The sequence below is a fragment of the Streptomyces sp. 6N223 genome, from assembly GCF_052246635.1.
GTDB lineage: Bacteria > Actinomycetota > Actinomycetes > Streptomycetales > Streptomycetaceae > Streptomyces.
This window is the reverse complement of the sequence record NZ_JBQQCA010000061.1, coordinates 1-16,013: the sequence shown is the minus strand read 5'-3', so window position 1 is coordinate 16,013 and position 16,013 is coordinate 1. Positions and strand designations below refer to the sequence as shown.

Sequence of the window (16,013 nt, the reverse complement as noted above, 5' to 3'; positions counted from 1 at the left end):
ATGCGCGCCCCGACGGTCCGGGCAAGCGTCATTGCCGCCGGCAGCGGGCGCACCATGACGGTCAGGTCGGTTACGAGACCAGCCGCGTCGTACGTCAGCAGGTCGAGCCCCTGGAGGGCTTCTCCCCTACCCGCGCCGCGACGACCAGCCCGTGGGTGCGCCCGCCCCCGTCCAGGACCTCGCCGCGTAGCTCGTGCGTGTAGCGAAAGTCCTCGAATACCGTTGACAGGATGCGGAGGAACGCGACGACCTTCTCGCGTCCGCGGTAGGGGTGAACCATCACTGGGCTGAAGAACGTCGCGTCGGGCGCCAGCGTCCGTTCCAGGGCCGCCATGTCGAGCGCCTCGACAGCCTTGCGGAAGGTGTTGCTCTCCATGGGCGAGGTCCTCTCACGGGAGTATGTCGTCATGAGACCAGCGCCAGGCTGGTCTCCAGGGCGGGGTCGCGGTTGAGAATGGCTTGGTGGAGAGAGTGGAGACGGGCGCCGGGCTCCATGCCGATCTCTGACACGAGGAGGCTGCGAATCCTCTTGTACGTCGAGAGCGACTCGGCGGTACGGCCGCAGCGATACTGAGCGAGCATCAAGTGCCTGTACAAGCTCTCGCGCAACGGGTGCTGCTTGATGAGTTCGGTGAGGCGCGGTATGGCCTCCTGGTGGCGGTCGAGCCGCAACTCGATCGCGATGTGGTGCTCCTGGGCGGAGATCCTGGCCTCGTTGAAGCGCTCGGCTCCCGCGTCGAGTTCTGACAGGCTCCTGACATCAGCCATGGCTGGCCCGCGCCACAGGTTCAGCGCCTGCCCGAGAAGCGCGGCGGCGCGCTTGAGGTCCCCGGCGTCTTCGGCGATCACCGCGCGGCGTCGAAGCGCCTCGAACTGACCGGCGTCGAACTCGTCTCCCTGGAGGACGAGGGCGTATCCGGAGGACTCCGTCACCAGTCGTGCGTGCTGGTCCCGGTCCCGCTGGCCCTCCCGGTGCTGAGCGAGGTGTCCCCGCAGCTTGGAGACGTAGACCTGGAGCGCCGCCCTGGCCGTCCGCGGCGGGGCCGCGTCCCAGAGCTGCTCGACGAGGTGATCGGCGACGACGACATGGTTGGCGTTGAGCAGCAGCAGTGCAAGCAGCTCGCGTAACTTCAACGCACTGGGCGTGATCGAGTCCCCGGTCTCCCGGTACAGGGCGACGGGACCCAACAGGCCGAATCTCAACGTGAACCTCCCCCTGGGGCATTCGCCCCCCCAAACAACAACTAGGCAGTTGACTGGGCCTCATGCAGCTCGACTGTTAGTTGAATCATCTGAAGGCTAGTCACCCTCACGGTAGGGTTGTCAACCCTGAGTTGAGTGGCAGCATGGGTCTGAGACTGCGAGTCTCTCCTGCACGAGTGATGGTGGTCCATGTGACGAAACGCCAGGAACAGCCAGCTTTGTCGGACCTCCTGGAACGGTTGTTCGAGAACATTCGGCCCGAGGGCCTGCACGGTCGCAGGTACACCAACGAAGAGGTGGCGGTCGCGATCAAGAAGGAGGCGCCCGTGGTCCGGGTGAGCGGCGCCTACCTTTCCGCTCTGCGCCGCGGCTCGAAGAAGAATCCCTCGACCGAGTTGCTGCGGGCTCTGGCACACTTCTTTGGAGTGCCCGCTTCGTACTTCCTCGACGAAGGGACCGCCCGGCATGTGGACGCGGAGATCGCGCTCGCGAGGGTCGCTCAGAACCACGACGTCAGGAACCTCGCTTTGCGGGCACTTGAGCTCTCCCCCGAGACTCTGGCCGCGGTCACTCAGATCGTCGATGCTGCCTTGCGGGGTGACGGTGCCTCGCCGTCGTCCGGCAGGCGCGAGGAGCGGGGGGAGCGGGGGGAGCGGAGTGGCTCGTAGCGACGGCCCGAGCCGCTCGACCCGGTCGGCGTTACCTAGGTGACTCGGCAACGGCGGATGGGGGGAATGTGCACTGATGAACCGAAGAGCCATGCGCCGGACCTGTGCATCGCTGGTCCGTGGCCTCGACGTCAGACCGCCAGCCGAGCCCGGCCAGTTGATCAGCGCCCTGTGCGGGCGGCTGGGGCAGTGAACGGGACGCGAGGTGCGCCACACGCTGGTGCCGTTCCCGCCGCAAACCGTCAGCGGCTTATGGGTCGCCACGGACAGCACCGACCACATCTTGTGCGAGCAGAACACCAGCCCGTGGCATCGACTCCTCATCACTTGTCACGAGATCTGGCACATCATGGAGGCGCACCGCTCGGGCTTAGCCGGCGCGTCAGCGTTGACTGGCGTGGAACTGACCTCGCTCGATGACTCGGCGCTCGGCCGCATCCTGGGAACGCGCGGCCCTTTCGACGACGCGGCCGAGCGAGAGGCGGATCTCTTTGCCTCCCTGCTCATCGCCCGCCTGACCCGCCGCCTGCCAAGGCCGGACCGGCACGGCACCGACGCCCACGTCGACCCACCCGACGCGGCCGTGCACCGGGTGGAGCGGACGCTGCTCAGTCAGCGGGACGAGGAGTTCCTATGACGAGACAGGCCGTCTGATGGCACGGAGCCTCGGCTATTGGGCGTGCGCCCTGCCGTTGTGGATCCTCTTCGCTGGGAAGCTGGCCGGTCTGCGGCGGGCGCGCGGCGACCTGATGCGTCAGGCGGTGTGCGCGACGATCTTCTCCTGCGCGGCGATCCTCACCGTCAGCGCCCCCACGACACTCGGTGCCATCAACGACCTCGTCGGGCTGCCTAACGTGGCCTTCCTCGTCTCATTCTCGCTCGTGGTCGTCATGGCGGCCTCGGTGAGGATCCTCATCGTCTACTGGCAGGAACCGGGCGATGCGGCGAACGCAAATGTTGTCGCAAGACGTTGGATCCTCGGATACGGCCTCGTGGTGCTCGCCATGGCCGTCCTGTTCTGGGTGGGCGACGCACCCGTCGAGCGGCGCACCGACTTCGAGACTTACTACGCGACCACCTCCTTCATAGCCGAGTTCATCCTGCTCTACCTGGCCGCCCAAACCGTCGCGCTGGTCAGCGTCATCCGCGGGTGCCTGCGCTGGGCCCGGCTGGCGGGCGATCCGTGGCTCAGGCGCGGGCTTCGGCTGATCATCGCCGGCTCGGTCTTCGGACTCGGCGTCAGCGCTCTGCGCGGCACGGCCATGGCGGCGCGCTGGTTCGGCGCCAACTGGGACGCCCTGAACACCGTGGCTTCCGTCGTCTGCGCCATGGCCGGACTCACCCTCGGCGCGCTCGGCTTCGCGCTCCCAGCGTGGGGCGAGCACCTGACGCGCATCCGGGGCGGGGTCGAGTCCTACCGCGACTACCGCGCCCTGTACCCACTGTGGAACGCACTGCGCACGGCCGTGCCCACGATCGTTCTCCCCGCCCGCATCCCCTGGTGGGACCTGCATGTGCGGCTGACCCGGCGCCTCGCCGAGATCAACGACGGACGGCTCGCCCTGTGGTCGCGGACCGACTGGCACGTCGCCCGACGCGCTCGGGCGCTGGGCCACCAGAGATGCCTCTCCCCAGTCGACCTGGCAGTGGTGATCGAGGCCGCCCTGCTGAAGGGAGCGTTGGCCGACCTCGCCGCCCGGCGTGGTGAGCCGCAGCGGGGCCCGGCGGCGGTCCTGGCGGACACTGCACCGGAGTCCGCCCGCACGGCCAGTGCCGTTGACGGGCTGGACGAACGGGAATGGCTCGCTCGTGTCTCGCGTGCCTTCGCCACCTCGCCCATCGTCGCCGAGGCGGCACGAGCTACCGTGCTCCCTGAGCGGGGCCGGTCTTGATGAAAGGCCGTTCCCCCGTCCGTGTCAGTTCTCGTACTCCTCGTCGTTGCCGGGGCCGACCTTCGCCGTCGCAGGCGGACGTCAGCTTGCCGCGTTTCCGGCCAAACCCTTGAGGCGCGCACCTCCTCGCGTTTGCCGAACACGCGGCGGACCTGGCGGCGGCTGGCCTTGGGCCGTCGCAGAAACCGGCGTTGAGGACGGCGACCACGCCGCCTCAGCGTTCCGGCAGGCTCCGGCAGATTGCGATCCCGTCCGCGTAGTCAGGGAACACCGCGATGTCGGTGGTGATGACGTACGTCCCCTGCAAGCGGAAGACCTCGAAGCCTGCCTAGGCCAGCCCATCTGCAGGGATCTCACCTTGGCGGGCCCGGCCCTTGCGGAACGGCGGCGAGTGCGCATACAGCGGCGTGGCAGCCCCTCGGCGACCGCGTACTGGAACATTTGGTGAGTCTGCGGTAGCAGATGAGGGTGCAGGCGATGGCGGTGAAGGCGAGGAAGTGTTCGGCCTTGCGGCCGGATCGGACGGCAACCGCGACGACGTCACCCAGCTGATCCCACTGTTTCAGGCGGTTCCACCGGTGCGGGGAAAGCGAGGCCGACCCCGGTGCCGCCCGGACGTGGTGCTGGGCGGCCGCGGCTACGACCAGGGCAAGTGCCGCCGCGTGGTCTGGGATCTCGGCGTGAAGCCGCTGATCGCCCGCCGGGGCACCGAGCACGGCTCCGGACTCGGCACCCAACAACTCGGTCGTGGAGCGAGCATTCGACCACCTGCCGTGGTGGCCTGCTGATGCAAGCGTGTGCGCCGTGGGTGGTCGGGTCGCTGGGGTGGAGTGGTGGCGCGCGCGGCTACCGTGGGTGCACGGCGTAGGTCAGGTGCGTCACCCGCGACGACGGCTCCGAACGGACCGGTCTCAGCGCGATCCTGGACGCGTCCACGCCGTCGAACAGGCGGGTGCCGGTGCCGAACAGCACCGGTGACAGCGTGATCGAGAACTCGTCGATCAGGCCGGCGTTCAGGTGCTCCAGGATCGTCGCGGCGCCGCCGGCGATGCGGACGTCGCGGTCGCCGGCGGCCTCGCGGGCCTGGTCGAGGGCGTGCTCGATGCCGTCGTTGACGAAGTGGAACGTGGTGCCGCCGGGCCGCTCCCACGGGTCACGCTTGGTGTGCGTCACGACGAAGACCGGGGTGTGGAAGGGCGCCTCCTCCGGCCATGCCTGCTCGCCGGCGTCGAACATGCGCTTGCCCATGACGCTCGCGCCGGTGCGCTCGAACGTCTCCCGCGCGATGTCGTTGTCGCGGCCCTCCTCGCCGCCCTCGCCGAGCTTCAGGTTCTCCCGGAAGAACCGCAGCGGGAAGGCCCACTGCTGCAGTTCCATCCACTGCGCCATCCAGCGCTGAACGGCCGGGTCGTCCTGCTTGTCGGGCGCGAAGAAGTCGTCGACGGGCACGGACTCGGGCGCGATGAAGCCGTCCAGCGACATCGTCACGCTGAAGAACACCTTCCCGGCCATCAGCCCTCCGCCCCCTTCCGCGCGAGGTCGGTGACGTAGGCCGCCAGGCTGCTCAGGGTCTGCTGGCCGCCCTCGATCGCGTGGTACTTCTCGACCGCCTCGTCGCGCAGTTCCTTGGTGGGGAACACCGTGTGCATCACGATCCGGGTCGCCGCGCCGTCCGGCGCGAAGGTCAGGACCGACTCGAAGGCGTTCGGGTCGTCGCGGGACTCACCGTGCAGCAGCGCGATCCGCTCCGGCGGGGCGATCCGCAGCCAGCGGATCCACTCGGAGTAGTCGGTCCCGTCCGGCCCGTGCAGCACGAAGTCCCACTCCCCACCCTCGCGGAACTCGAAGGACCGCGTGGTGGTGGTGAACCCCTCCGGACCCCACCACCGCGACAGGTGCCGGACCTCGGTGAACGCCTCGAACACCAGCTCCCGCGGGGCGTCGATGACCCGGGAGATCACGATCTCCCGGTCGGCCGTCGCCGGCTCCGCCCGCGGTTGTTGCCTTTCCCCTGCCATCGGTCATCCCTCCTGCCGTGTCTGCTTAAGGTCCTGCACGTAGGTGTCCAGCCGGTCGAAACTCTCGTTCCAGAACCGCTCGAATCCGCCGACCCACTCGTGGACCGGCCGCAACCCGCGGGCGTCCAGGCCGTAGAGGCGCTGCTTGCCCGCCCCGCGGACCCGCACCAGCCCCACCTCCCGGAGCACCCGCAGGTGCTTGGACGCCCGCGGCTGGCTCATCCCCAGCTCCTGGGCCAGGTCGGTCACCGGCCACTCACCCGCCCGCAGCAGCGCCAGGATGTCCCGGCGCTGCGGCTCGGCTATCGCGTTGAACGCGTCCGACGTCGTCGCTGCTCGTGCCATGGCAGCGATCATATGCCTATATCGGAATACGTCAAGCGGGTTGGGAATCGGGCGAGTCTTGCCGGATGACGATTGCCTTTGTCGTCACCTGAAGGTGTGGGGCTGCGGCATCCCGGCACCCAGCGGAGCAATGCCCCCGCCACCAGGGGTTACCCCGGCCGCATCGGACCGTCGCCGACACGGCCGTGCGCCGGTGGCCGGGCGCTCGCCCTCACGCGCGTGTCCACCTCTGGTTGGGTTGGTTGTCGCAGGTCGCCAGGACCAGCTTCGATCCGTTCGCGGTGCCGCCCTGGTCGACGGTCAGGCAGAGCCCGGCGTGGACGTTGCGGATGGTGCCGTCGTCGGCGAGGGTCCACTTCTGGTTGTCCTGACCGTTGCAGGACCAGATGATCACGGGCGTTCCGCTGGTGGTGCCCTGCTCGGACGCGTCCAGGCACTTGTCGCCGTAGACGCGGATCTCTCCGCCCTCCCAGGTCGTCCACAACTGGTTCGCCGCGGTGTGGCAGTCCCAGATCAACGTGGCCGCGCCGGGCGCTGTCGAGGCATTGTCGATGCCCAGGCAACGGCCCGAGCCCACGCCGCGCAGCTGGCCGGTCTCGCTGGCCCGCGGGGTGCCTCCGGACACTTCGAACACCGCGACGCCGTGCGCCGGCACACTGGCCGTGATCTGGCCGCTGGTGGAGGACGTGGCGCCGGTCCACAGGTCGGTCAGTGTGAACGACGAGCCCGACAGCCCGATCTGCGCCGCCGTGGTACTGACGGTGGTCGTGCCGCTGCCGCGGTTGAACAGTCCGACGGCGACCGAGCCGTCGGCCAGCGGCTTGGCGAACACCTCGACGTCGCCGTCGTCGCGCACCCGCCGGCCGCCCGCGCCCAGCTCGTCCTGGTTCACGGCCACCAGCCGCGCGTTGCGAAGGATCGCGCTGACGTCGGCGGACATGGTGCGGATGTCGTTGCCCGCCATCAGCGGCGCGCCCATCAGAGCCCACAGCGCGAAGTGCGACCGCGACTCGGTGAGGGTGAGCCCCGGCCTGCCGACCACCAGCATGTCCGGATCGTTCCAGTGGCCGGGCCCCGCCTGGGCAGCCAGGGGGGCGTTGATGTCAACGACGTTGCCCACGCCCATGGGGTAGCTGTTGGTGTTGCCGTTCTGCCAGATGTCCAGCAGGTCCTCGGTGGTGCGCCACAGGTCGGCGACTTCGCCCCAGTTGTAGGTGGAGCCGGTGATGGCGTGGAAGCTGTTGGGGTTGATGCTGTAGACGATGTCCCTGCCGGTGGCGCGAAGGGCGTCCCGCATGAGGGTGAACCGGGCGATCTGCTCCTCGCGGGTGCCGTCGGGGGAGCACCAGTCGTACTTGAGGTAGTCGACGCCCCAGGAGGCGAAGGCGTTCGCGTCCTGCACCTCGTGCCCCATGCTCCCGGTGGAGCCGGGATGCGTGCCGACGCGCTGGGCGCAGGTGCGTTCGGTGGGCACCTGGTAGATCCCGAACTTCAGCCCGAGGCTGTGAATGTAGTCGCCCAGCGCCTTCATGCCGCTGGGGAACTTCGTCGGATGTGCGCGCAGGTTGCCCTGGGCGTCTCGCTGGGGGTCGAACCAGCAGTCGTCCACCACGACGTACTCGTAACCGGCGTCCCGCATCCCCGAGCGCACCATCGCGTCGGCCGCTTCGCGGACCATCGACTCGGTGACGCCGCACCCGAAGCTGTTCCAGCTGTTCCACCCCATGGGCGGGGTCAGCGCCGGGCTGCCGGGCGCGGCCTGCGCCTCGGACGTGGCCTGCGTCGGAGAGAGCAAGAGGGCCAGCGCGGAGACGAGGGCCGCGAGCAGCGGCAGGCGTCTGCGTGATCGAGATCGAGATCGAGTGCGCATGGTGTCCCTTTCCGGAGCTGTGGGGTCGCCACGGTGGGGTCGCCACAGTAGGGGGCGGATTCGTGGCGCTGTTCGAGAGGTATTCGAGAGGTATTCGAGAGGCATCTGACGGGGAAGCAGCACACCAGAGCGCTCTCCCCCGCCGAAGCCGGCCCGGCGGACAGGGCCGCCGAGCCGGGCGGGGAGACCACGTGACTTCCCTGCACGGGCGTTCTTCAGGGAGAGCTGTGGCTGATCAGCCGTTGATCAGGTCGAACGACTCCTCGGAGCCGATCGACGCACGGTTGGCGACGAGGGGGTCGGCTCCGCCGTTCGGGGCGGAGACGTACTGGCTGTTGATCTGCGCGCGCAGGCTGATGGAGCCGTCGGCGTTGTTCACGCGCTGGAAGGTCTCCCAGGCGCCGATGGCGGTGCGGTTGGCGATGAGCGGGGAGGCGCCCGCGTTCTCCGCGCAGACGTACTGGTTGTTGGCCCGGGAGCGAAGCGCGATGGCACCTTCACCAAGGTCCACCAGGTCGAATCGCTCCCAGGCGCCGATGGTGGTGCGGTTGGCGATGAGCGGGGAGGCGCCGGTGTTCTCCGCGCAGACGTACTGGTTGTTGGCCCGGGAGCGCAGGCTGACCATGGACGACGGGTAGGTGGCGAGCGCGGCCTCCCAGCGGGTTCCGCCGCTGGTGGCGTCGGCGGCGAGGCGGTCGCGGGCGGCGGTGTCGCCGTACAGGCTCCAGCGGAACCAGTCCAGGAAGGTGTTCTCGGTCTGGGGGTAGGTCCGGAAGCCGGGGACGAGGTAGGCGCCGTGGTCCGCGCCGAGGTGGGTGAGGAAGGCCTTGGGCGCGGCGAGTTCGTCATACGCCGTGCGGGCCGAGTTGATGTTGCAGGTGGGGTCCTGGTCGCCGTGGATGAACAGCACGTTGGCGGTGACCGTGCCGTCGGGGTTGCCGATGTCCACGCAGGCGATGGGGACGGCGGCGGCGATGCGGTCGTCGGGGAACGCGCTGACCAGGCCGTGGGTGGTCATGCCGCCCATGGAGTGGCCGGAGACGCCGACGCCGGCCTCGGTGTCGATGTGCCCGGCGAGCGGGTCGCCCGAGGCGTTGTTCAGCGCGAGTGTCCGGGTGATGACCTCCGAGACGTCCCGGGACCACTCGCCGCCGTAGACGCTTTGGATGTTGGTGTTGTCGGAGAAGGAGGGGGCGGGGCAGATGAAGCCCGCGGAGGCCAGACCGTTGGTCTGCGAGGCGTAGCAGTCGGAGTTGCAGCCCATGCCGTGGCTGAACTCGGCGACGGGGAAGACGCCGTCGGCGACGGGCGCGTTGCGGATGGGCGTGCCGCCGGGGCTGCCGGGGGTCGGGTAGTAGACCTTGGTGAACAGCGAACGGCCGCCGCGGGACCAGGAGTACTCCCGGACTCCGATGGCGAAGGACTGAGCGGGCGCCTGTCTGGTGCTGCGCGGGGCGCGTGCCTGCACCGGCGCGGAGCCGAGCAGGGTCGCGCCCAGGCCGACCGCTCCGGCGGTGCCAAGGCTCAGGAACGAGCGTCTTCTCATCGACATGGGTGGCTCCTCGTGTGGGGTGAGGGGGTTGCGGCGGTTGTGCGGGGCGCGGCGATCAGCGGGCCAGTACGACGTGCTGAGGAAGGCACGGGCGAACTCCATGGCGGCTCAGCCGGAAGGCCCACCCACACGGCAACCCTGTCCTCAGGAGCCCGGCGACCTGGCGTGCGGTGGGGGAGCCTCACCGGAACAAAACGGATGATGGCGCACGTACTGCTCTGTGATGGCCTGTGGGACGGGCACAGGCCGGTACAGCCGGCCGGCGGTCGGCACATCGAACGCCAGGCGGGTCATCAGATCTACAGATGGTAGGCACAGCAGGGTCAGATTCAACATACGTCGTACCTATTTTTCGCGCGAAGGTGCGAAGCTGGGCACGACTCAGTCCGGTCGCGCGAGCAGGGCAGTGGACGGAACTCGCCGCCGTGTCCGCTCCCGGCCCGCTGATGCCGATCAGGTGCTGGAGCGCGCGACCAGATGGGTCGGAAGGATCAGCGAGTTGGGCTCCTCGCCGGCGATGAGCCCGGCGAGCATGCGCGCCGTCTCGCTGCCCAGGGCCTGAATGGGCTGGTGGACCGTGGTCAACGGCGGTTCGGCGATCTGCGCGACGTCCAGGTCGTCGAAGCCCACGACCGCGACATCACGGGGGACCGCCCGGCCCGCGCCCCGCAGCGCGCGCAGGGCGCCGGCCGCCATGTTGTCGTTGGCGGCGAACACCCCGTCCACATCCGGATGCCGCTTCAGCAGTTCGGCCATGGCGGCGGCGCCGCTGGGCTCGGTGAAGTCTCCGCATTCCGGGAGGAAGGGCTCCAGCCCGGCGAGGATCACGGCCTCCCGGTAGCCGCGATGGCGCGCTCGGCTCACCTGGGTGTCCGGCGGCCCACAGATCATGCCCACCCGCCTGCGCCCGCGGGCGAGCAGGTGTTCCGTGGCTTGGCGCGCGCCACCGACGTTGTCGACGTCTACGTACCACGGCGGTTCGGAACCCGCCGGGCGCCCGCCGAACACCACGGGTATCTCCGCCTCCCGGACGATGCGGAGCACGTGGTCGTTCTCCCGGACGGCCATGAGCATGACGCCGTCGACGCCCCGGGCGCGCAGCAGTTCCGCCAGGCGCTGCCGGCTGCGATCGGAAGCCGCCAGACACAGCATCAGATGCAGGTCGGCCTCCTCCAGGGCGGCGGACGCGCCGACGATCACCTTGGCGAAGAACGGGTCTGCGAAGATCGACGGAGTCTCTCCCGAGATGACGAGAGCGACCACGCCTCTTTGGCGCGTCGCCAGCGCCCGCGCCGTCGTGTTCGGTACGTAGTCGAGTTCCCTGATGGCCCGTTGGACCGCCTCACGCTTCGCGGGGCTGACGTGGGGCGCGTTGTTGAGCACCCGGGAGGCCGCCGAACGGGAGACGCCGGCACGCTCGGCCACCTCGTCGAGTGTGGGCTGCCGGCGCGGAACATCTGACATGGACGGCGGGCCCTTTCGTCGCTGGCGTTGCCGGGATGCCCTCGGATTTGGGAGCGCTTCCAGTTTCCGGACCCTAGCGGCTCCTCGTCCTCCGGTGAAGGGCCGTCGCGCGGCAGCCCTTGACAGGCTTCAGCAGCGCACACACCATACCGACAGCACTACCCTCGCATCGCCTCGGCGGCTGGGAGCGCTCCCAAGTTCCTCTGCCCACAGCTCCCGAAGCGCCACCGCTCGGGGGCTGCGGCTCGGCTCCCTCGCACCCTCACGCCGCCGGCTCAGGACGAAAGCCGCGCGGCGCTTCCCCCCATGAATGAGGTTCATCCATGCGAAGACTCATACGCGGGGCAGTGGCAGCATTCCTCGCTCTGCCACTGTTCCTGACCTCGGCGCCATCCGCGCAGGCGGCACCCACCCCGCTCGCCCAGACCAGCGGCTTCTACGTCGACCCGAATTCCAGCCCTGCGGCCTGGTCGGCCGCCAACCCCGGTGACGGACGGGCCTCCGCGATCCGCGACTCCATCGCCAACACCCCCATGGCCCGCTGGTTCGGCTCCTGGAGCGGCGACATCGGCTCCGCCGCCGGCTCCTACGTCAGTGCGGCCGAGTCCGCCGACAAGCTGCCCATCCTTGTCGCCTACAACATGTACGGCCGCGACGCCTGCGGTGGGCACTCCGGGGGCGGAGCCGCTTCCCCGTCCGAGTACGCCAACTGGATCGCCGCCTTCGCACGTGCTATCGGCAGCCGTCCGGCCGTTGTCATACTCGAGCCCGACGCCCTCGGCGACTACAGCTGCATGTCCCAGGCCCAGATCGACGAGCGGCAGGGCATGCTCACCAACGCCCTCTCGCAGTTCCGGTCCGCGGCGCCGAACGCCTGGGTCTACCTTGATGCGGGCAACCCCGGCTGGGTCGACGCCTCGACCATGGCCGACCGTCTCCACGCCGCCGGCCTCAGCCAAGCCAGGGGCTTCGCCCTCAACGTCTCGAACTACTTCACCACCTCCGAGAACGCGTCCTACGCCGGCAGCGTCAACCAGGTGCTGGGCCAGCGTTACGGCTACAGCAAGCCGTTCGTCGTGGACACCAGCCGCAACGGCAACGGCGCGAACGGCGAGTGGTGCAACCCCGGTGGCCGCAGGATCGGCACGCCCACCCAGGAGGGGGGCGGCGGCGCCGAGATGCTCCTGTGGATCAAGACCCCGGGGGAATCCGACGGGGACTGCGGCGTCGGAGCGGGCTCGACGGCCGGGACGTTTCTGCCGGAGGTCGCCTACAAGATGATCTACGGCTACTGACGCCTGACGCCTGACGTCTGACACCTCATGCCTGACACCAGCCGCCTTGGCGCCGGCGCACCTGCCGGCGCCAAGGTCGGTCGCGGCGCCGTGTTGCCGCCCACGGCGCCTGGACTCGGCCAGCTCCGCGGCGATGGTTCTTGGAACCAGCTGACGCTGCCCCCGGGGAAGGCGTTGACCCGGGTCGCTGCTCACTTACGGCGGCCGTGAGAGCCGGTCAGGCGTCCGTGAGTGACAGGTGGTCGGGGAGGTCGGTGAGCCGTTCGATGCGGAGCACCGTCTCGTCTGCCGTCGGCGATGGTCCACCGGTGACGACGTCGATACCGCGGTCCAGCCAGATGCCGGTGAGCCCGCCCGGCGAGGGCGGCTGCGTTCACATCGCTCTCCAGCATGTCGCCCACGTTGACCGCCTGCGCGGGGTCCGTCCGCATCCGCCGGCAGGCGGTGGCGTAGGCCACGGGCTTGGCCGCGCCGAGCTCGATCACCGTTTCGACGGGGCGGGTGCTCACGTCCACGTGCCGAACGCGGCGGCCACGGCCGCGCCCTCGCGCACGAAGACGGGGATGCGCTCCAGCGGGGCTTGGGCCTCGACGGACGTGCCGCCCTCGTGGAGGGTGGCGGTGGCCGGGTCGAGCCAGCGGGTCCCGGTCGGCAGGTAGACCGTCCGGCCGCGGGCCCCGGCCTCCGCGACCGGTGCGACCAGGACATCCGGTCCGAGCAGGAACTGGTCGTCCACGTCCCAGGCCCGTTCGTCCTCGGGGAACGCGAAGAGCAGGGGCCGCATCGGTGGGGCGCCGGTGCGGTGGGCGGCCTCGGACAGCTCCGCGAGGTATGGGCGCAGGCGTTCCCGCAGCCGCAGGTGCTCCGTGAGGATCTCGTACGCCTCCTGCCCGAAGGACCACACCTCGTTCGGGCCGCCGGTCATGTCCGCGGAGAACGTGGGGTAGTTGGGCGCGCGGTCGCCGTGCAGCCGCATGATCGGGCAGAAGGTGCCGTACTGGAACCAGCGGATCATCACTTCGCGGTAGGCCGGGTCGTCCGGATCTCCACCGCCGAAGCCACCGATGTCGGTGTTCCACCACGGGATGCCGCTCATCGCGACGTTCAGCCCCGCCCGGATCTGCGCGGCCAGGGACTCGAAGGTGGCATGGATGTCGCCGGACCACAGCGCCGCTCCGTGCCGCTGGCTGCCTGCCCAGGCGGATCGGATCAGGGACAGCGGCCGGTCGTCGCCGACCGAGCGCAGGCCGTCGGCGACGGCCTGCGCGTGCAGCAGCGCATAGATGTTGCCGACCTGGGCTCCGGGACCTGCGGCGTAGACGGGGCGGGCGTCCGGCGCCGGCGCGAGGTCGGGCTCGCAGGCGTCCAGCCAGAAGGCGGTGACCCCGCGGGAGCGGTAGTGCTCGCTCAGCTGCTGCCACAGGAACCGGCGGGCGTCCGGATGCGTGGCGTCGTACAGGGCCATCGGCTGGTGGTTCCCCCCGTGGCCGCGAGCCGGCCAGCGGACGGTGAGCAGCCCGCCGCCGGCGTCACGGACCAGCAGCCCGTCCGCCCGCAGGGCCTCGTAGTTCTCGCTGGTCAGCTCGACGTGGGGCCAGACCGATACCGCGAGCTTGACGCCGAGCGACTCCAGCTCCTTGGTCATCGCCTCCGGATCGGGCCACTCGCTGTCCTCGAAGCGCCAGTCGCCCATCCTCGGCCAGTGGAAGAAGTCACAGATGATGACGGACAACGGCAGCTCGCGCCGGGCGTACTCGCGGGCGACGGCGAGGAGTTCCTCCTGGGTGCGGTAGCGCAGCTTCGACTGCCAGAACCCGGTGGCCCACTCCGGCAGCAGCGGCGGATGGCCGGTCGCGTCGGCGTAGGACGCCATGATGTCGGCAGGCGTGTCACCCGCCGTGATCCAGTAGTCGATCTGGCGGCCGGAGTCGGCGACCCAGCGCGTGGTGTCGCCACCCAGCTCCACCCGTCCCATCGCCGGGTTGTGCCACAGCAACCCGTAGCCCCGCGAGGAGTGCAGGAATGGGATGCTGGCAACCGTGTTCCCCTGCACCAGGTCGATCACCATTGCACCCGCGGGCCCGGGTACCAGGTGTACGGCCGCTTCTCGGCGAGCAGTTCCCGGCCGGTGGCGGTGTGGAGGAAACGGATCCGGCCGCCGGTGTCCACCTCAGCGGTGATCCGGCCGTTGACCAGACGGGCGGACCCGTCGGCCAGGACGGCCGGCTCGGAAGCGGGCGAGGCCGGCGCCGACGCCTCCAGCGCGCCGGGCAGCCCGGTCTCGATCGCGGTGACGGCGGCGCGGACCCGCACCGAGTGGGGGCCCCATGGTTCGATCCGCAACACCTCGTGCGCGGTGCGCATTTCCAGACCCGCGGCATGCGGGATGAAGGCAGGCAAAGGTTCTCCTCACGGTGGATGGTGATGGTGGATGGAGGACGGAACGGGGGTGGGCCGGCCCATCGGCGGCCAGCCCGGCGAGGCGGCAGGGCTACGAGCGGGGACGGCACGTCGTTCCTTGCCGGGTCGTCGTTGTTGACCGTTGTGGGATCCGTGAGGTGGCCGGGGTGGCGGCCGGGTCCGCATGCTGGGATGTGCGGCCCGGCCACCGCACGCTCAGTGTGACGCGTCGTAGGACTGCTGGTAGATCTCCAGGAAGCGATCGAGCCCCAGACTGTCGAGTTCGCCGAGGTAGGAGTCCCAGTCGGAGTCGAGGGACTTCTCCCCGATGATGAACTGCACCGCGCTCTGCTGGATGTAGGTGCCGAGGTTCGTCTGGAGTGTGGCGAGTTCACTGGCCACGGTGCCGTCGACCCATGTCTCCCCGATGGGGAACACCAGCTCCTGGTCCACGTGCGGCTCGTAGAGCTCGGTGGCTTCGAACAGCCGGCGTTCGTATCCCTCTGGCGTCATCGGGTCGGCGGCCACGACCTGCGAGCCGCGGAACTCCTCGGTGTGGTAGTACTGCGACAGTGCGTCCCAGGCACCACCATCGCCTTCCGCGGTGCGGTGCGTCGGCTCCATGGTCTCGTCGAGCGCGATGTCGCCCTCGTCGGGCTCGACCCAGCCCGTGCCCTCGAGGCCGAACTGGCCGTTGAGCCGGCCTTCGTCGCTGTAGAGGTAGTTGAGCATCTTGATGGCCTGGATCTGCTCGGTCTGCGTGGCCTGGGTGGTGAGGACGAAGGTCGCTCCGCCGGGCGCGGAGGAGTAGGTGGTGTAGCTGGCGCCGTCCGGACCGGTCAGCGGCGGCACCGCGGCGTAGTCCAGGTCGCGGCCGTCCTCCTGCTCGCGCGTCAGGGGCATTTGCAATCCCGCGCCAGCGCCCAGAATGACGTCGCCCGCGTGGTCGCCCTGCCGGAGGTACGCCGCAGGGTTCTGGGTGAAGACGGTGTCGTCGAACAGGCCCTCGTCGTAGAGGGACTGGATGTACCTCAGGCCCTCGCGCCAGCCTTCCTTGTTGGCCTGGATGTCGGCCTGGCCGTCGTTCAGGAAGAGGGTGGGGTTCACATCAGTGGTGGTAAGGGGGGCCGGGGCGTAGGCGAACGCGTTCATCAGGAACGGGATGAGCGAGTCCGCGGTGCTGCCGCTCAGCGGGATCTCGTCGGACTTGCCGTTGCCGTTGGGGTCGTCGTTCTTGAAGGCGCGCAGCACCTCGCGGAACTCGTCCGTGGTCGTGGGCATCTCCAGGCCCAGGTTGTCCAGCCAC

At 69.6% G+C, this 16,013-nt stretch carries 15 protein-coding genes and 1 pseudogene; 5 read left to right on the top strand and 11 right to left on the bottom strand.

What is annotated here, in order from left to right:
• Positions 1–94: 94 nt before the first annotated feature.
• Together ACTWQH_RS27775 and ACTWQH_RS27770 are read right to left on the bottom strand one after the other, a co-directional pair.
• On the bottom strand, positions 95–376 hold the full coding sequence (locus tag ACTWQH_RS27775; protein WP_443289522.1) for a nuclear transport factor 2 family protein: 282 nt from the start codon (positions 374–376) through the stop codon (positions 95–97).
• A 29-nt stretch (positions 377–405) separates the two neighbouring features.
• Positions 406–1,203 carry an AfsR/SARP family transcriptional regulator gene (locus tag ACTWQH_RS27770; RefSeq protein ID WP_443289521.1) on the bottom strand — a complete coding sequence of 266 codons (798 nt, stop codon included), beginning with the start codon at positions 1,201–1,203 and terminating at the stop codon, positions 406–408.
• A gap of 191 nt (positions 1,204–1,394) precedes the next feature.
• Here ACTWQH_RS27770 and ACTWQH_RS27765 point away from each other — a divergent pair, with 191 nt between their 5' ends.
• The 4 genes and pseudogenes from ACTWQH_RS27765 to ACTWQH_RS27750 form a co-directional block, all read left to right on the top strand.
• A complete protein-coding gene (locus ACTWQH_RS27765; protein WP_443289520.1) occupies positions 1,395–1,871 on the top strand; it encodes a helix-turn-helix domain-containing protein in 477 nt (158 codons plus the stop codon).
• Between the two features lie 205 nt (positions 1,872–2,076).
• Positions 2,077–2,508 carry a hypothetical protein gene (locus ACTWQH_RS27760; protein WP_443289519.1) on the top strand — a complete coding sequence of 144 codons (432 nt, stop codon included), beginning with the start codon at positions 2,077–2,079 and terminating at the stop codon, positions 2,506–2,508.
• 16 nt (positions 2,509–2,524) lie between these two features.
• Positions 2,525–3,763, top strand: coding sequence for an MAB_1171c family putative transporter (locus ACTWQH_RS27755; RefSeq protein WP_443289518.1), 1,239 nt, complete (start codon positions 2,525–2,527; stop codon positions 3,761–3,763).
• A gap of 524 nt (positions 3,764–4,287) precedes the next feature.
• Positions 4,288–4,503 (top strand): annotated as a pseudogene (locus tag ACTWQH_RS27750) (IS5/IS1182 family transposase); the annotation flags it as partial.
• Between the two features lie 106 nt (positions 4,504–4,609).
• Here ACTWQH_RS27750 and ACTWQH_RS27745 read toward each other — a convergent pair.
• The 6 genes from ACTWQH_RS27745 to ACTWQH_RS27720 all read right to left on the bottom strand — a co-directional run bounded on the left by ACTWQH_RS27745 (position 4,610) and on the right by ACTWQH_RS27720 (position 11,012).
• The gene (locus tag ACTWQH_RS27745) at positions 4,610–5,275 is read right to left on the bottom strand and encodes a dihydrofolate reductase family protein (RefSeq protein WP_443289517.1); all 666 of its coding nucleotides are present in this window, start codon (positions 5,273–5,275) and stop codon (positions 4,610–4,612) included.
• The gene (locus ACTWQH_RS27740; protein WP_443289516.1) at positions 5,275–5,781 is read right to left on the bottom strand and encodes an SRPBCC family protein; all 507 of its coding nucleotides are present in this window, start codon (positions 5,779–5,781) and stop codon (positions 5,275–5,277) included. Before ACTWQH_RS27740 ends, ACTWQH_RS27745 begins: the two co-directional genes overlap by 1 nt.
• Before the next feature lie 3 nt (positions 5,782–5,784).
• A complete protein-coding gene (locus ACTWQH_RS27735; RefSeq protein ID WP_443289515.1) occupies positions 5,785–6,126 on the bottom strand; it encodes an ArsR/SmtB family transcription factor in 342 nt (113 codons plus the stop codon).
• A 211-nt stretch (positions 6,127–6,337) separates the two neighbouring features.
• On the bottom strand, positions 6,338–7,996 hold the full coding sequence (locus ACTWQH_RS27730; protein WP_443289514.1) for a glycoside hydrolase family 27 protein: 1,659 nt from the start codon (positions 7,994–7,996) through the stop codon (positions 6,338–6,340).
• 235 nt (positions 7,997–8,231) lie between these two features.
• On the bottom strand, positions 8,232–9,548 hold the full coding sequence (locus tag ACTWQH_RS27725) for a poly(ethylene terephthalate) hydrolase family protein (RefSeq protein WP_443289513.1): 1,317 nt from the start codon (positions 9,546–9,548) through the stop codon (positions 8,232–8,234).
• Between the two features lie 453 nt (positions 9,549–10,001).
• Positions 10,002–11,012: a LacI family DNA-binding transcriptional regulator gene (locus ACTWQH_RS27720; protein ID WP_443289512.1), complete on the bottom strand. Its 1,011-nt coding sequence runs from the start codon at positions 11,010–11,012 to the stop codon at positions 10,002–10,004.
• A gap of 323 nt (positions 11,013–11,335) precedes the next feature.
• Here ACTWQH_RS27720 and ACTWQH_RS27715 point away from each other — a divergent pair, with 323 nt between their 5' ends.
• Entirely contained in the window at positions 11,336–12,307 is a 972-nt protein-coding gene (locus tag ACTWQH_RS27715; protein WP_443289510.1) for a glycoside hydrolase family 6 protein, read from the top strand.
• Positions 12,308–12,812: 505 nt separating this feature from the next.
• Here the strand turns inward: ACTWQH_RS27715 and ACTWQH_RS27710 are convergent.
• The 3 genes from ACTWQH_RS27710 to ACTWQH_RS27700 form a co-directional block, all read right to left on the bottom strand.
• On the bottom strand, positions 12,813–14,375 hold the full coding sequence (locus ACTWQH_RS27710; RefSeq protein ID WP_443289509.1) for a glycoside hydrolase family 31 protein: 1,563 nt from the start codon (positions 14,373–14,375) through the stop codon (positions 12,813–12,815).
• Positions 14,369–14,707, bottom strand: a complete 339-nt coding sequence (locus tag ACTWQH_RS27705; protein WP_443289508.1) for a hypothetical protein — start codon at positions 14,705–14,707, stop codon at positions 14,369–14,371. The genes ACTWQH_RS27710 and ACTWQH_RS27705 overlap by 7 nt, the downstream gene beginning before the upstream one ends.
• A gap of 216 nt (positions 14,708–14,923) precedes the next feature.
• On the bottom strand, positions 14,924–16,013 hold a 1,090-nt coding region (locus tag ACTWQH_RS27700), incomplete at its 5' end, for an ABC transporter substrate-binding protein (RefSeq protein ID WP_443289507.1).

Coding starts and splice junctions, on each gene's coding strand:
- ACTWQH_RS27740 (WP_443289516.1), bottom strand. CDS start 5,781: ATGGCAGGGGAAAGGCAACAACCGCGGGCGGAGCCGGCGACGGCCGAC.
- ACTWQH_RS27730 (WP_443289514.1), bottom strand. CDS start 7,996: ATGCGCACTCGATCTCGATCTCGATCACGCAGACGCCTGCCGCTGCTC.
- ACTWQH_RS27735 (WP_443289515.1), bottom strand. CDS start 6,126: ATGGCACGAGCAGCGACGACGTCGGACGCGTTCAACGCGATAGCCGAG.
- ACTWQH_RS27715 (WP_443289510.1), top strand. CDS start 11,336: ATGCGAAGACTCATACGCGGGGCAGTGGCAGCATTCCTCGCTCTGCCA.
- ACTWQH_RS27745 (WP_443289517.1), bottom strand. CDS start 5,275: ATGGCCGGGAAGGTGTTCTTCAGCGTGACGATGTCGCTGGACGGCTTC.
- ACTWQH_RS27725 (WP_443289513.1), bottom strand. CDS start 9,548: ATGTCGATGAGAAGACGCTCGTTCCTGAGCCTTGGCACCGCCGGAGCG.
- ACTWQH_RS27775 (WP_443289522.1), bottom strand. CDS start 376: ATGGAGAGCAACACCTTCCGCAAGGCTGTCGAGGCGCTCGACATGGCG.
- ACTWQH_RS27755 (WP_443289518.1), top strand. CDS start 2,525: ATGGCACGGAGCCTCGGCTATTGGGCGTGCGCCCTGCCGTTGTGGATC.
- ACTWQH_RS27720 (WP_443289512.1), bottom strand. CDS start 11,012: ATGTCAGATGTTCCGCGCCGGCAGCCCACACTCGACGAGGTGGCCGAG.
- ACTWQH_RS27710 (WP_443289509.1), bottom strand. CDS start 14,375: ATGGTGATCGACCTGGTGCAGGGGAACACGGTTGCCAGCATCCCATTC.